This is a genomic window from Aeromonas sp. S41-2, from assembly GCF_027705845.1.
Taxonomy (GTDB): Bacteria; Pseudomonadota; Gammaproteobacteria; order Enterobacterales; family Aeromonadaceae; genus Aeromonas; species Aeromonas hydrophila.
Window position 1 is genome coordinate 62,230 of record NZ_JAPDCG010000012.1, and the last position, 15,474, is coordinate 77,703.

13 protein-coding genes are annotated in these 15,474 nt (G+C 63.8%); 9 read left to right on the forward strand and 4 right to left on the reverse strand.

Features of this window, described 5'->3' with window-relative positions:
• Nucleotides 1-70: 70 nt before the first annotated feature.
• The 6 genes from gorA (at nt 71) to OKC44_RS20015 (ending at nt 9,654) form a co-directional block, all read left to right on the forward strand.
• The gene (gorA, locus tag OKC44_RS19990; RefSeq protein WP_270814751.1) at nt 71-1,420 is read left to right on the forward strand and encodes a glutathione-disulfide reductase; all 1,350 of its coding nucleotides are present in this window, start codon (nt 71-73) and stop codon (nt 1,418-1,420) included.
• A 444-nt stretch (nt 1,421-1,864) separates the two neighbouring features.
• Entirely contained in the window at nt 1,865-3,547 is a 1,683-nt protein-coding gene (gene kdpA / locus OKC44_RS19995) for a potassium-transporting ATPase subunit KdpA (RefSeq protein WP_270814753.1), read from the forward strand.
• 55 nt (nt 3,548-3,602) lie between these two features.
• The gene (gene kdpB / locus OKC44_RS20000) at nt 3,603-5,660 is read left to right on the forward strand and encodes a potassium-transporting ATPase subunit KdpB (RefSeq protein ID WP_270814755.1); all 2,058 of its coding nucleotides are present in this window, start codon (nt 3,603-3,605) and stop codon (nt 5,658-5,660) included.
• Between the two features lie 60 nt (nt 5,661-5,720).
• Complete coding sequence (locus OKC44_RS20005) at nt 5,721-6,248, forward strand: potassium-transporting ATPase subunit C (protein ID WP_024946251.1); 528 nt, start codon at nt 5,721-5,723, stop codon at nt 6,246-6,248.
• A 103-nt stretch (nt 6,249-6,351) separates the two neighbouring features.
• Nucleotides 6,352-8,940, forward strand: a complete 2,589-nt coding sequence (locus OKC44_RS20010) for a sensor histidine kinase (protein ID WP_017410498.1) — start codon at nt 6,352-6,354, stop codon at nt 8,938-8,940.
• A gap of 30 nt (nt 8,941-8,970) precedes the next feature.
• Entirely contained in the window at nt 8,971-9,654 is a 684-nt protein-coding gene (locus OKC44_RS20015; protein ID WP_270814758.1) for a response regulator, read from the forward strand.
• Between the two features lie 96 nt (nt 9,655-9,750).
• On the opposite strand, the gene OKC44_RS20020 is transcribed toward OKC44_RS20015, so the two are convergent.
• The gene (locus OKC44_RS20020) at nt 9,751-10,878 is read right to left on the reverse strand and encodes a multidrug effflux MFS transporter (protein WP_043126181.1); all 1,128 of its coding nucleotides are present in this window, start codon (nt 10,876-10,878) and stop codon (nt 9,751-9,753) included.
• Between the two features lie 92 nt (nt 10,879-10,970).
• Here OKC44_RS20020 and OKC44_RS20025 point away from each other — a divergent pair, with 92 nt between their 5' ends.
• Nucleotides 10,971-11,795, forward strand: coding sequence for an AraC family transcriptional regulator (locus tag OKC44_RS20025; RefSeq protein WP_270814761.1), 825 nt, complete (start codon nt 10,971-10,973; stop codon nt 11,793-11,795).
• Here the strand turns inward: OKC44_RS20025 and OKC44_RS20030 are convergent.
• Complete coding sequence (locus OKC44_RS20030; protein ID WP_043126187.1) at nt 11,725-11,958, reverse strand: hypothetical protein; 234 nt, start codon at nt 11,956-11,958, stop codon at nt 11,725-11,727. The two genes, OKC44_RS20025 and OKC44_RS20030, sit on opposite strands and share 71 nt — an antisense overlap.
• A 283-nt stretch (nt 11,959-12,241) precedes the next feature.
• On the opposite strand from OKC44_RS20030, the gene OKC44_RS20035 reads away from it, so the two are divergent.
• Nucleotides 12,242-13,492, forward strand: a complete 1,251-nt coding sequence (locus OKC44_RS20035; protein WP_270814764.1) for a valine--pyruvate transaminase — start codon at nt 12,242-12,244, stop codon at nt 13,490-13,492.
• A gap of 72 nt (nt 13,493-13,564) precedes the next feature.
• On the opposite strand, the gene OKC44_RS20040 is transcribed toward OKC44_RS20035, so the two are convergent.
• Together OKC44_RS20040 and OKC44_RS20045 are read right to left on the reverse strand one after the other, a co-directional pair.
• Nucleotides 13,565-14,002 (reverse strand): Hsp20 family protein, encoded by a 438-nt coding sequence (locus tag OKC44_RS20040; RefSeq protein ID WP_043126193.1) that lies wholly within the window; start codon nt 14,000-14,002, stop codon nt 13,565-13,567.
• Between the two features lie 92 nt (nt 14,003-14,094).
• A complete protein-coding gene (locus OKC44_RS20045) occupies nt 14,095-14,508 on the reverse strand; it encodes an Hsp20 family protein (protein WP_010635612.1) in 414 nt (137 codons plus the stop codon).
• 234 nt (nt 14,509-14,742) lie between these two features.
• Here OKC44_RS20045 and OKC44_RS20050 point away from each other — a divergent pair, with 234 nt between their 5' ends.
• Entirely contained in the window at nt 14,743-15,447 is a 705-nt protein-coding gene (locus OKC44_RS20050) for a helix-turn-helix transcriptional regulator (RefSeq protein ID WP_270814767.1), read from the forward strand.
• Nucleotides 15,448-15,474 lie beyond the last annotated feature (27 nt).

Genomic DNA, 15,474 nt, shown 5'->3' on the forward strand with positions numbered 1-15,474 from the left:
GCTCTTGTGAGCCAGCCGCTTTATCCCCATCATGCTGTGATTGCATTCTTAATGAGCGGAGAACCTCGCAATGGCACAGCATTTTGACTATATCGCCATCGGCGGCGGCAGCGGCGGCATCGCCTCGGCCAACCGGGCTGCCATGTACGGTAAGAAAGTTGCCCTGATTGAAGCCAAAGAGTTGGGTGGAACCTGCGTCAACGTCGGCTGCGTGCCGAAGAAGGCCATGTGGTATGCCGGCCAGATCGCCGATGCCCTGAAATATGGCGCCGACTACGGCTTCGACACCACCCTCAACCACTTCAACTGGGCCAAGCTGGTCGAGTCCCGCCAGGCCTACATCGGCCGCATTCATCAGTCCTACCAGAACGTGCTGGGCAAGAACCAGATCACCGTCATCAAAGGCTTCGCCCGCTTCGTCAGCAGCAACACCATCGAAGTGAATGGCGAGCAGTACAGCGCCGATCACATCCTGATCGCCACCGGCGGCCGCCCTGAAGTGCCGGCCATCCCGGGTGCCCAGCTGGGCATCGACTCCGACGGCTTCTTCGAGCTGCAGAGCCAGCCCAAGCGGGTTGCCGTGGTTGGTGCCGGCTATATCGCAGTGGAGATCGCCGGCGTGATGCAGGCACTCGGCTCCGAGACCCATCTGGTAGTGCGCAAACATGCGCCACTGCGCAACTTCGACCCCATGATCCACGAGACTCTGGTGGAGATCATGGCGCAGGAAGGGCCCAAGCTGCACACCCACGCCATTCCGAAAGCCGTGGTCAAGAACGCCGATGAGAGCCTGACCCTGCAGCTGGAAGATGGCCGCCACCTCACCGTCGACTGCCTGATCTGGGCCATCGGCCGCGTCCCGGCCACCGACAACCTCAATCTGGCCGCCGCCGGCATCGAGTTGGACGAGAAGGGCTTTATCCCGACCGACAAGTTCCAGAACACCGCCGTCGCCAACCTCTATGCCGTCGGTGACAACACCGGCCGCATCCAGCTCACCCCGGTGGCTGTCGCGGCGGGCCGCCGCCTCTCCGAACGGCTGTTCAACAACAAACCCAACGAGCACCTCAACTACGATCTGGTGCCGACCGTGGTGTTCAGCCACCCGCCCATCGGCACCATCGGCCTGACCGAGCCGGAAGCCATCGCCGAATACGGTGAAGATCAGGTCAAGGTCTACCGCAGCCAGTTCACCGCCATGTACTCGGCGCTGACCCAGCATCGCCAGCCCACCCGGATGAAGCTGGTCTGCGTCGGGCCGGAAGAGAAGGTGGTCGGCCTGCACGGCATCGGCTTCGCCATGGACGAGATCCTGCAGGGCTTCGGCGTTGCCATGAAGATGGGCGCCACCAAGGCGGATTTCGACAACTGTGTCGCCATCCACCCGACCAGCGCGGAAGAGTTTGTGACTATGCGCTGATGGCCGTGTGAGGGGAGAAACTCGAGGACGGTCTCGACAACTGCGTTCTCCCTCTTCATCCCACCAGTGCGGAAGAGTTTGTGACCATGCGATAAGCATGTTTGAAACTGGCCTGTCACTCTCAGACCAGTCTCAGTCAATTGCTACCAAACCCGGCCCAGGCCGGGTTTTTTGATCGCAGCCCATCCCTCCACTCTGCCAATCCCCTCCTTTTTTACGCCGATTTTACGCCAGCCAAATCGGGCTTTATGGCGCCTTTACGCCCGTTTTACATACCCTTTCAGCGTCAATGAGACCTATGGGATCGACACGGATATGCATCGATCCCTGACGCTAATTACCTCAACGGAGTCGTTATGAATTGGCTATATCTGCTGCTGGTCCTCGCCCTCGCGGGTTATCTGCTGCGCGCCCTCGCGCGCACCCATGAGTGAGGAACCGGATATGTGGCAAGAGATCATCTATCCCGTCGCGTTCGTGCTGCTGGTGCTGCTGCCGGCGCCTCTGCTTGGCAACTACCTATATCGGGTGTTTGAAGGCAAGAGTCGCTGGCTGGCCCCGCTTGAGCGCGCCACCCTGGCCTGCTGCGGCACGGACGGGCGCGAGCAGGACTGGAAGTCCTACGCCCTCAGCCTGCTGGCCTTCAACGGCGCCGGCTTCGGCCTGCTGTTCCTGATCCTGCTGGCACAGGGGCTGCTGCCCCTCAACCCGCAGCAGCTGCCCGGGCTGAACTGGCAACTCGCCTTCAACACCGCGGTCAGCTTCATGACCAACACCAACTGGCAGGCCTACTCCGGCGAAGCCAGCCTCTCCTACTTCAGCCAGATGGTGGGGCTCACCACCCAGAACTTCGTCTCCGCCGCCACCGGCGCCGCGGTCGCCATCGCCCTGTTTCGCGGCATCGCCCGCCAGCAGACCACCCACCTCGGCAACTTCTGGCAGGATCTGGTGCGTTTCTGTCTCTACGTGCTGCTGCCGATGGCGCTGATCCTGGCGCTGCTGCTGGTCTGGCAGGGGGTGCCCCAGAGCCTGTCTGCCTACCTGCCGTTCCACGCCCTGGAAGGCCAGGAGCAGCTGCTGCCGCTCGGCCCGGCCGCCTCCCAGATCGCCATCAAGCAGCTCGGCTCCAATGGCGGCGGCTTCTTCGGCATCAACTCGGCCCATCCGTTCGAAAACCCGACCGCACTCTCCAACTGGCTGGAGATGGTCGCCCTGCTGACCCTGGCCGCCGCCATGGTCTGCACCCTGGGGCGCTACGTGAAGGATCTGGCCCACAGCCGCGCCATCCTCATCGCCATGACTATCATGCTGGTGCTGGGGCTCTGCCTCGCCATCAGCCAGGAGCTGAAACCGGATCCGGCCCTCGCCCACCTCACCAGCGAAGCCGGCAACTGGGAAGGCAAGGAGAGCCGCTTCGGCCCCGTGCTGTCCAGCATCTGGGAAGTGGCCACCACCGCCGCCTCCAACGGCTCGGTCAACGCCATGCACGACAGCTTCGCCCCGCTCGCCGGCATGGTCGCCATGATCAACATGCTGCTGGGTGAAGTAGTGTTCGGCGGCGTCGGGGCCGGCATCTACGGCATGATGCTGTTCGTGCTGCTGACCGTGTTCCTGTGCGGCCTGATGGTGGGGCGCACTCCGACCTATCTGGGCAAGCGGCTCGGCATCACCGAGATGAAATGGGTGGTCGCCAGCATGCTGGTGATGCCGGTCGGGGTATTGGTGATCGGCGGCATTACCCTGCTGATGCCAAACTCCGCCATCGTCATCGGTCACGACGGCCCCCACGGCCTGTCACGGCTGATCTATGCCTACGCCTCGGCCGCCGGCAACAACGGCTCCGCCTTCGCCGGCTTTGCCGCCGCCGACAGCTGGCAGTGCATCGCCATCGGGCTGGCCATGCTGCTCGGTCGCTTCGGCTACATCATTCCGGTGCTGGCCATCGCCGGCCAGCTGGCCCGCGCCCCGCGCCAGGAGCGAAGCGAGGGGGACTTCCCCGTAAGCGGCCCGCTTTTCATCACTCTGCTGATCGTCACCGTGCTGCTGATGGGAGGTCTCTCCTTCCTGCCGGTGCTGGCGCTGGGCCCGGTGGCGGAACACCTGAGCCTGCTGGGAGGAGCCTTCTGATGCTGCACACCCGACTGATCTGCGTGACCAACTATTCGATGCAGGGAGCTTTCCAATGAGCAAGTCCGCTTCAATGAGCACCGACACCATTCAGGTGAAGGGCAAGAAACAGAAATCACAGATCCTGCAGGCCATGGTGGAAGCCCTCTATCGCTTCAACCCCAGGGCGCTGTTCGGCAGCCCCATCCTGTTCACCCTCTGGCTGGCGGCCGTGATGGCGACCCTGGAGTCGCTGCTGGGGCAGCCGCTCTCCGGCGTCGCTCCTTCGCTGGCCTGGCAGCTGACCGCCTGGCTCTGGCTCACCCTCTGGTTTGCCAACTTCGCCGAGACCCTGGCCGAGGGGCGCGGCAAGGCGCGGGCCGACAGCCTGAAGGCCGGCATGAGCCAGCTCAAGGCACGTCGAGTCACCAGCCCGCAGGATGACAAAGGCGAGTGGGTACCGGCCACCAGCCTGCTCAAGGGCGATCTGGTGCTGGTGCGCAGCGGCGAGATGATCCCGGCCGACGGCGAAGTGGTCGCCGGCATCGCCTCGGTCAACGAGGCGGCCATCACCGGCGAATCCGCCCCCGTCATCCGCGAGTCGGGCACCGACCGCAGCGGCGTGACCGGCAATACCACCGTCGTCTCCGACCAGATCTGGGTGCACATCAGCAACAACCCGGGCGAAAGCACGCTGGATCGGATGATTGCCCTGGTGGAAGGAGCCAAGCGGCAGAAGACCCCCAACGAGATGGCGCTGGATGCCCTGCTGGTGGGGCTGACCCTGATCTTCCTGCTGGTGGTGGCCACCCTGCCCTGGTTCCTCGACTACAACGGCACCCAGGTGCCCCGGCTCTATCTGCTGGCGCTGTTCATCACCCTGATCCCGACCACCATCGGCGGCCTGCTCTCCGCCATTGGCATCGCCGGCATGGACAGGCTGGTGAAGCTCAACGTGATCGCCAAGTCGGGCCGTGCCGTCGAAGCAGCCGGTGATGTGCGCACCCTGCTGCTGGACAAGACCGGCACCATCACCTTCGGCAACCGGATGGCGGACGAGCTGATCCCGGCCCCCGGCGTGGACCCCTCCCTGCTGGCCCAGGCCGCCATGCTGGCCTCGCTCGGTGACAATACGCCGGAGGGCAAATCCATCCTGACCCTGGCGGGCAAGAACCACACCAGACCGAGCCAGCTGGAGAGCGACATCCTCATCCCCTTCAGCGCCGAGACCCGGCTGAGCGGGCTGGATCGCAACGGCCATCACTATCGCAAGGGGGCGGTAGACGCTGTGCTCCGCTACCTCTCGCTCGATCGCAAGGCGGTGCCCGAGCTCATCCTCAAATCGGTGGACAACATCGCCCGCCAGGGCGGTACCCCGTTGCTGGTCTGTACCCACGAGAAGCTGCTGGGGGTGGTGTTCCTCAAGGACATCATCAAACCGGGCATCAAGGCCCGCTTCCAGATCCTGCGCCACATGGGGATCCGCACCGTGATGATCACCGGTGACAACCCGTTGACCGCCGCCGCCATCGCTGCCGAGGCCGGGGTAGACGACTTCATCGCCGAGGCGACACCGGAGAAGAAGCTGGCCTACATCCGTCAGGAGCAGGCCGACGGCCGGCTGGTCGCCATGTGCGGGGACGGCGCCAACGACGCACCAGCGCTGGCCCAGGCCGACGTGGGCCTGGCCATGAACGAGGGGACCCAGGCCGCCAAGGAGGCGGGCAACCTGGTGGATCTCGACTCCAACCCCACCAAGCTGCTGGACGTGGTGCTGGTGGGCAAGCAGCTGCTGGTGACCCGTGGCGCCCTGACCACCTTCTCCATCGCCAACGACGTGGCCAAATACTTCGCCATCCTGCCGGCCCTGTTCATCGCCGCCTATCCGCAGCTGGGGGTGCTGAACCTGATGCAGCTGGGCAGCCCGGAAAGCGCCATCCTGTCGGCCATCATCTTCAACGCCCTGATCATCGTCGCGCTGGTGCCGCTGGCCCTGCGCGGGGTCAGCCTGCAGGGCTCGGCCGCTAGCCTGCTGCGCCGCAACCTGCTGATCTACGGCGTCGGCGGCCTGATAGTGCCTTTCATCGGTATCAAGCTGATCGACCTGGTCATCACCGGCCTGGGGCTGGTGTAACGGCATTACCGGATGCGGGGCAGACCCGCATCCAACCAACGTATTTGGAGCAAGAAAATCATGATAGCAATCAGAACCCTGCTGACCCTGACCCTGCTGCTGGGGGTGGCGTATCCGCTGGCCGTCACCGGGCTGGCCCAGCTTGTCTTCCCCTGGCAGGCCAACGGCAGCCTGCTCACCAACGCCAAGCAGCAGGTGGTCGGCAGCGCCCTGCTGGCACAGAAGTTCGAGCGGGCCGACTACTTCCACTCCCGCCCCTCCGCCAGCGACTTCGCCACCATAGGCGGAGGCGCCAGCAACCTGGGGATGAGCTCGCCGCTGCGGGCCGAGTTTGCCGCCGCCGCGGTCAGGGCGCAGCCGGAAGCCAGGGTCCCCGCCCTGCTGACCCGCTCCGCCTCCGGCCTCGATCCCCATCTGCCGCTCGCTGCAGCGCTGGCTCAGGTAGAGCGGGTCGCCGGGCAACGGGGGCTGGATCCCGTTCAATTGACGGAGCAGGTCAAGTCGGCGGCACAAGCTGGTATCCTTGGCCCGCAGGTGGTCAACATTCTCCAGTTGAACCTGCAACTCGATCATCAAAAGGGCGCCTGAGGGCGCTCCTTGCCGTTCGGGACAGGCTCCCTTTCGACAACGGGGACAAGCATGAGCAATGAGGTCACGGCCGCGGTTCGGCCGATGCAACGGGAGCACGGGGATGCGTGATGAGGTGAGGGCGGACGCCCTGCTGGCGAGCCTGGAACAGGAGCACAGGGGCAAGCTGAAGGTGTTTCTCGGTGCCGCCCCCGGCGTCGGCAAGACCTACGCCATGCTGCAGGCGGTGCGGGAGCAGGCCAAGGAGGGGGTCGACATCCTGATCGGGGTGGTGGAGACCCACGGCCGCCAGGAGACCTTGGCCCTGCTCGACAAGCTCGCCATCCAGCCGCGCAAGCTGCACCTGCACCGCCAGCAGCGGCTGGAGGAGATGGATCTGGACGGCCTGCTGGCCCGCAAGCCCGCCATCGCCGTGGTGGACGAGCTGGCCCACAGCAACGCCCCCGGCAGCCGCCACGAGAAGCGCTGGCAGGATGTGGAGGAGCTGCTCGGTGCCGGCATCGACGTCTACACCACCCTCAACGTGCAGCATCTGGAGAGCCTCAACGATCTGGTGTGGCAGCTGACCGGGGTCAGGGTCAAGGAGACCCTGCCGGATCAGGTGCTGCTGGAGGCCGACAGCCTGGTGCTGATCGACCTCCCCCCCAAGGAGCTGCTCGGCCGCCTCAAGGAGGGCAAGGTCTATGTGCCCCATCAGGCAAAAGCAGCCCTGCAGTCCTTCTTCTCTCTGAACAACCTGACCGCCCTGCGCGAGCTGGCGATGCAGACCGCCGCCAGCCACGTGGAGGGGGATCTGCAACTGCAGTGGCAGGCGGCCGGCAAGACCACACTGCCGCTGCGGGGCAAGCTGATGGTCTGCCTCGGCGATCAGCACGGCGCCGCCCTGGTGCGCTACGGTCACCGCTTCGCCCAGCGCCGCCAGCTGCCCTGGCTGGTGGTGCACATCGACAGCAAGGGGCAGCGCTCGGTCGAGCTGGAGCAGGCGCTGGCGCTCGCTTCCCAGCTGGGGGCCAAGGTGCTGACCCTCTCCAGTCCGGCGGTGGCCGACACCCTGCTGGAGACCGCCGAGCAGCAGCAGGTGTCGCAACTGCTGCTGGGCAAACCCCACAAGGCGCCCTGGCGTCGCTCGCTGGTGCAACATCTGCTCAAGCAGGCGCAAGGACTCGAGATCACGCTGGTGGATACCGAGAAGCGCAAGCCCAGTCTGGGCTTGCAGCCGCTCCACCCCAAGGACATTCGCCAGAGCCTGCTGGCGGTAGCCATCATGGGGACCACCTCGGCCGCCGTCTGGGGCCTCTCCCACTGGCTGCCGCCCGCCTCCCTGCCCATGCTGTTCGTGCTGGGGGTGCTGGCCACCGCGCTCACCACCAGCCTGATGCCCGCCATCCTGGCCGCCGTGCTGGGCTTCGTCGGCCACAATCTGCTGTTCACCGCCCCCTACTTCTCTTTGAGCGTCGCCAGCCACAGCGATCTGCTCACCCTGTTCGTGCTGCTGATCGTCGGCATCACGGCCGGGCGGCTCGCCTCCCGTCAGCGCCAACAGCTGATCGGCCTGCGCGAGACCCAGCAGCTGGGCAATGCACTGCTGTCGCTGAGCCAGGGGCTGGCCACCGCCAGCAGCCCGGAAGAGGTGCTCAGACAGGGCTCCCAGGCCATCTCACTGGCGCTGGGCCAGCCGGTGTTCGCCCTCGATCAGCACTACCAGCACAGGGCCGGTTCGACCCAGCACAAGCCGGGGCAGACCGACAAGGCGGCCATCGACTGGTGTCTGGCCCAGAAGCAGAGCGCCGGCGCCCACACCGCCACCCTCAACGCGGCCGAGGCCCAGTACCATCACCTCAGCGATGAACTGGTGCTGGGGATAGTGCTGGCCAATCCGCTCGCCTCCTCGGCCGAGCATCAGCTGCAGGCCCTGCTCACCGATATCCGCGCCGCGCTGGCCCGGATCGATCTCAACGAACGGCTGGCCGACAGCCAGCTGCAGGCGGAGACCGACCGGATGCGTGCCGCCCTGCTCTCCTCTGTCTCCCACGATCTGAAGACGCCGCTGGCCACCATCATGGGGGCCGGCAGCACCCTGCTGGAATATGGTGACCGGATCAGCAGCGAAGATCGCAGCGAGCTGCTGCACTCGGTGCAGGACGAGGCGCGCCGCCTGCACAGCTATGTGCAGAACCTGCTGGACATGACCCGCATCGGCTCGCCGGATTTCCAGCTCAAACGGGACTGGGTCGACCTGGCGGATCTGGTGGAGAACGCCCGCCGCCGGCTCGACTCCTCCTGGCGCCAGCACAAGCTGCTGGTGCACTTCGATCAACAGATCCCCCGCCTCTATGTGCATGGCGCCCTGATCGAGCAGGTGCTGGTCAACATCCTCGACAACGCCTCCCGCTACTCGCCGGCCGGCACCCCCATCGAGTTCAAGGTGATGCTGGCGGACCCCGATCTCATCCTCGACATCATCGACATCGGGGTCGGCATCGCCGAGTCGGACCGGGACAAGATCTTCAATCTGTTCTACACCCAGCCAGTTGGCGACTGCGGCAGCCGCGGCACCGGGCTTGGCCTCGCCATTTCCCGCGCTATGATAGAGGCCCACGGCGGCCGCATCTGGGCATTTTCCGGCCCCAACGGCAACGGCACCTGCATGCGCATCTCCCTGCCGCTGGCGCTCAATGCAGCCGCGGCCTGAACCTTTTTACTCTATCCAGCTGGAGGCTGAATGGCTCACATACTGGTCATCGATGATGAGGCGGCCATCCGCCGTTTTTTGCGGATCAGCCTGATCGCCGAGGGGCATCAGGTGAGCGAGGCGGTCGGCGTCAACGAGGGGCTGGTGCAGTATCGCCACCTCAATCCCGATCTGGTGATCCTGGACCTCGGCCTGCCGGACGGAGACGGCATTCAGGTGTTGCAGGCCATTCGCGAGCACCATCAGCACCCGGTACTGGTGCTGTCGGCGCGGGACTCTGAACAGGAGAAGGTACGCTTGCTGGATGCCGGGGCCAACGACTACATGAGCAAGCCGTTCGGCATCGGCGAGATGATGGCCCGCATCCGGGTGCTGCTGCGCCAGCGGGCCGGGGTCAGCAGCGGCGAGCAGCGCCACTTCCCCCAGTGCGGGCTGACTCTGGACAGCAGCAGCCACAGGGTCACCCTGGGAGAGGAAGAGGTGCCCCTCTCCCGCAAGGAGTTCGCCCTGCTGCAGGCCCTGGTGTGCCACCCCGGCAAGCTGGTACTGCAGACCCAACTGCTCAACGACATCTGGGGACCGAGCCACAAGGAAGACACCCACTACCTGCGCATCGTCATCGCCAGCCTGCGCAAGAAGCTGGGAGATAACCCCCAGCAACCCACGCTGATCGAGACCGAATCCGGCATCGGCTACCGCTTTATCGGCAGCTGATGTTGCAGCAAGAAGCTGGGTGGCAACATTCCCAGCAATCTACGCTGATCGAAACTGAGTCCGGCATCGGCTACCGTTTTATTGGCAGCTGATGTTTCACGTGGAACGACGCCAACAGCAGCAGAGTGCCAGCAGACCGCAACCACCGAGCAGCAGACCGAGATCCTGCAAGCTGGCGGCAACCGCCAACCCCAGGCTGAGCAACAGGTAGTAACCGAGCCCGAACAGGGCACCAGCACTGCCTGCCACCTCCCGATAGGCCAGCAGCGCCTGGCTCAGCACATTGGGGATCGCCAGCCCGAACGCCACCACCACCCCCATCATGGGCAGCAGGAACCAGAGCGAAGTCTGACTGGCCCACACCAGCCAGCCGGACCCCAGCGCCAACGCGGCGGCGAGCTGTATTAGCGAGGCTGGCGACCAGCCACGCCCCAGCAGGCGCTTGTTGAGCAGGCTGCCCCCCAGGGTCGCCAGCGCCAGCAAGATGCCGGAGTAACCAAACTCGCCCGCACTCAACCCCAGCCCGGCAAACAGAAAGGGAGCCAGGCTGTAGTAGCCGAACAGCATGGTGTTGAACAGCGCCACCAGAGCCGCGCTGCGCCACAAGCCGGTATCACGCACCATTCGTTGTGCCAGCGGCCAGAGCGCCACCCGCTGGGTGATGGCCGGCCGGGTTTCCGGCAGTTGCCAGCAAGTGACCAGCAGTAATCCAACTGCCAATACCATCAGTGCGCTGAATACCCCGAGATAGCCGAACCCGCTCGCCAGCTGGCCGCCGCTCACCAGCCCCAGCACCGGGCTGAGGGAGAGCGCGATGCCCATCACCGAAAAGACCCGCGCCAGATCGCTGCCCTGATAACTGTCGCGCAGCATGGTCTGGGTCACCACGGAACCCACGGCGGCGCCGAAGGCCGCGATGACCCTGGCTAGCAGCAGGGTTTCAAATTGAGTGGCCAGCAAAGCCAGCAGAGTGCCGGCGCCATAGGTCATCAGCCCCGCCAGCATGGCGGGACGCCGCCCGACCAGATCGCACAGTCGGCCCCAGCAGACCACGCCCGCCGCAAACGCCAGAAAATAGACCGACAGGGTCTGGGATGCCTGCCCCTCGCTCACCCGAAACTGGCTGGCGATATGGGTCAGCACCGGGCTGTAGATGGTCTCCACTATCTGCGGAAACATCATCAATCCGACCACCAGCCAGAGCGGTGGCAACTTGTTGTTCATGACAAACCTCCTTCACAAGAGGCCGTCATTCTAGAGTGATGCCGATTGTCCGATTACAATAAGCAGGACTATAAACATCAATAATCGGACACATGGCTTTTATTCTTCCCGATCACCCTTTTGACCCGGATCAGCACGATGGCAGCGCCATAGGGATTGCCTCCGCCCTCGGCTGGCATGACTCCGGCCGTCATCAGCACAAACGCCATCAGCTACTGTTCGCCCAGGCCGGCTGCATGACCATAGAGCTGGACGATCAGGTCTGCCTGCTGCCGCCGACGCGGGCGGCCTGGTTGCCGGCAGGCCTGCCCCATCGGGTGATGATGCGCGGAGTGGTGGCGTATCGCTCCCTCTACTTCCAGCCGGAGCCCGGCTTGCCGACCGAGATGGCGGTGCTGGCGGTCAACCCGCTGCTGCGGGAGATCATCGAGCGGATGGCGATCTGGCCGTGGGACAAGCCGGCAGCGGAGCAGCATTGCACGCTGGCGCTGTTGCAGGAGGAGCTGGCGCAAGCGCCACGGGAATCCTGGCAGTTGCCGCTGCCGTCAAACCCACGTCTGGCCGGCTGGCTGCAGGAAGTGAAGCGGGGCGACACCCTGCCCGATCGGCTCAACCGGCTGGCCGAACGGGTGGGTGCCAGTGACAAGACCATAGGTCGTATCTTCATGCGGGAGACCGGCATGAGCTACCAGGCCTGGCGCCAGCAGTGGCGACTGCTGCGGGCACTGGAACTGCTGGCCGAGGCCGAACCCATCAGCCGGGTGGCGGCAACGCTGGAATTCGCCAGTGACAGCGCCTTCATCAGCTTCTTCAGACAGCACACGGGGCAGACCCCGCTGCGCTATCTCAACTCTCGGGGTGAGTCGCATCGGCCGAGTTCGCCTCCACCACCAGGGTCTCCAGCGCCAGCGGCTTGAGGTTGTGGATCGCCTCATCCACCACCGCATGGGAGGCCTGCTGCTGCTGGGCCGCTATCTCCTGCGCCAGCTTGGCGCTGTCCAGTTCGGGTCTGGGGTACTCGTCGGCCATGACGTTCAGGCTCAGGCTGCTGGCAATCAAGGTTGCGATCAGGATTTTCATCTGGTGTGCTCCGGTGTGGTTGAGATGACCAGATAGCTATTCCAATTGTTGTGCCACATCTATAACGACATGATTTTGTTTAAATTAATAATTTTTAGATGGAAATTGGCACCAGTTGGAAAACATCCTGTAGTCAGGATTGAACCAACAAGTGGTCATTTTCACCACGCTTAATTTTTGTCTGCTGTTCCACGTGGAACGTCCCATTTTTTTGATCGACACCCGCTTTTAAACTGAGCTATGGTGCTAGCTCCCCCGTAACTGACTCTGGATCTGTCACCGAATGGAATTTTCCTTGTTCGGCGAGAAGTTCACTCGCCATGCCGGTATTACCCAACTCATGGATGACCTAAATCAGGGGCTGACCAATCCGGACGCCATCATGCTGGGTGGCGGCAACCCGGCCCCCATCCCCACCATGCTGGAACGCTTTCAGGCCGAGGCCAAGAGCCTGCTCGACAACGGCGAGCTGGTGAAGGCGATGGCCAACTACGATGGCCCCCAGGGCAAGGACAGGTTCACCAAGGCGCTGGCGGCCCTGCTCAGCAAGGAGCTGGGCTGGGACATCTCCGCCCGCAACATCGCCCTGACCAACGGCAGCCAGAACGCCTTCTTCTATCTGTTCAACCTGCTGGCGGGCGAATTTGCCGATGGCCGCAAGAAAAAGGTGCTGTTCCCGCTCGCCCCCGAGTACATCGGCTATGCCGACTCGGCATTGGCAGACGACTACTTCGTGGCCTACAAGCCCACCATTGAGAAGCTGGCCGACGGCCAGTTCAAGTACCACGTGGACTTCGAGAGCCTGCAGGTGGGCGACGACATCGGGGTGATCTGCGTCTCCCGCCCCACCAACCCCACCGGCAACGTGTTGACCGACGAAGAGATCGAACACCTCGACCAGATTGCCCGCGACAAGGGCATTCCGCTGCTGATCGACAACGCCTACGGCGTCCCTTTCCCGGGCATCATCTTCAGCGAGGCCAAGCCGTTCTGGAACGCCAATACCATCCTCTGCATGAGCCTCTCCAAGCTCGGCCTGCCGGGCACTCGCTGCGGCATCGTCATCGCCGACGAGCAGATCATCCAGGCCATCACCAACCTGAGCGGCATCATCAATCTGGCGCCGGGCAGTCTGGGCCCCGCCATCACCATTCCGATGATCGAGAGCGGCGAGATCATCGCCCTCAGCGAACAGGTGGTGAAACCCTTCTATCAGCAGAAGGCCGAGCTGGCGGTACAGCTGCTGCGCGAAGCGATCCCCGATCCGCGCTTCCACATCCACAAGCCGGAAGGCGCCCTCTTTCTCTGGCTCTGGTTCGAGGGCCTGCCGATCCACTGTCAGGAGCTGTACGAGCGATTGAAGGCGAAGAACCTGCTGATAGTGCCGGGGCACTACTTCTTCCCCGGCATCGACGACCCGGAGTGGCGTCACAGCCAGGAGTGCATCCGCCTCAACTACTCCCAGAGCGAGGAGCTGGTACGGCGCGGCATCGCCATCCTGGCCGACGAGATCAACGCCCTCTACGCCGGCTAAGCCAGTTCGGCGATACAAAAACAGAGAGGCCTGCACATGCAGGCCTCTCTTGTTTATCGCGATCCGGTTGGCTTAACCGGGCAGTGCCAGCTGATCGGGCTTGCCGATCGGGATGGCACGGGGCTTGAGCGCCTCTGGCAGCTCACGCGCCAGATCGATGGTCAGCAGGCCATGCTCCAGCTTGGCGCCCTGCACTTCCACATGCTGGCTCAGCTTGAAGGCGAGCTCGAAGTCGCGCTCGGCGATCCCCTGATGGAGGAACTGGCGCTCATCGGCGGCGGCCTTGCGCCCCTTCACCTTGAGGGTGCCGTTTTCGGTTTCCAGCTCCAGCTCTTCGCGCTCGAAGCCGGCCACAGCAACCGTGATACGATAGCCGTCCTGATCGCGCTTTTCGATGTTGTACGGGGGGTAAGCGGCGGTCTTCTGCTCGAACAGACCTTCCAGCTCACGGGCCATCCGCTCGAAGCCGACGGCGTTGGAATAGAGATGAGAAAAATCGAGGTTACGCATAATCCTATCCTTCTATAAGCAACAGGTTTCACTTCTCCACGGGCCCGTCATCGGCACCCGGGAAACGTCAACAATTCAATGAGGTCAGGCTATCAGCCGTTGATCTCGATCTTGCGGGGCTTCATCGCCTCGGGCACTTCGCGCACCAGGTCGATGTGCAGCAGACCGTTTTTCAGGTCGGCTCCCTTCACCCGCACATAGTCGGCCAGCTGGAAGCGACGTTCGAAACCGCGTTCGGCTATGCCTTGGTAGAGGTAGTTGCGCTCGGTATCGGCCTGCTTGTTGCCCTTCACCGTCAGCAGATTTTCCTGGAAGCTCAGCTCCAGCTCTTCCTGGGTAAAGCCCGCCACCGCCATGCTGATGCGGTAGTCGCTGTCACCCAGCTGCTCGATGTTGTAGGGGGGATAACCGGCATTGCCATTGCTGGCCGCAGATTCGATGAGATTGGCCAGACGATCGAAACCGATGGCAGAACGATAGAGCGGAGAAAAGTCGATAGAACGCATAGTATTATCCTCTTTTGAGCGATAACTGATTGTTTGCCCTCCTGATGGACGGGCGCCTGGTCGAAACCTCTGTCGAGCGTTCCGGCCTTGTTATCTATATAGGGGCCCGCTTTCGGCTTTCAAGGGTCCTGATCGAAAAATCTTCTCGCCGCCCGTTGCAGGCTTTTTCCACATTCAACTTTCTCCCCCAGTCACAACATGGCACCCTGAGCGGAGATCTTGAGGAGCCACATCATGTCCCGTTCCGAACGCCTGCTGGCCCTGCTCCAGCTGCTGCGCGGCCACCGCTACGCCATCACCGGCAGCGAGCTGGCCAGCCAGCTTGGCATCAGTCTGCGCACCCTCTATCGGGATATCGCTACCCTGCAGGCACAGGGCGCCCACATCGAGGGGGAAGCGGGCATCGGCTATGTGCTGCGCCCCGGCTTCATGCTGCCGCCGCTGATGTTCAGCGAAGAGGAGCTGGATGCGCTGGTGCTGGGCTCACGCTGGGTGGCGGCCCATGCCGACCATGCCCTCAGTACCGCCGCCAGCAGCGCGCTGGCCAAGATAGAGGCCGTGCTACCCGCCGACTATCGCCAACAGCTGCATGCCAATGCCCTGCTGATCGGCACCTCTCGCGGTGACAGCCCCGTCGATGAGGCTCCGCTGCGCAGCGCCATCCGCCAGCAGCGCAAGGTGACCCTGAACTATCGGGATCTCAAGGAGGAGAGTTCGGAGCGCACTGTCTGGCCCTGTGCCCTCGGCTACTTCGACCAGGTGCGGGTACTGGTGGCCTGGTGCGAGCTGCGCCAGGGCTTTCGCCACTTTAGGGTGGACAGGATCAGCGCAATGCGGCTGGAGGCGGAACCTTATCCGGGCAACCGGGGGCGGCTGCTCAAGGAGTGGCGCGCCAGCCAGCAGATCCCGCAGCCCAGATTCATTGCTGACAGAAACTGACAGCAGGCAGCGCCATGCTGACGGGGT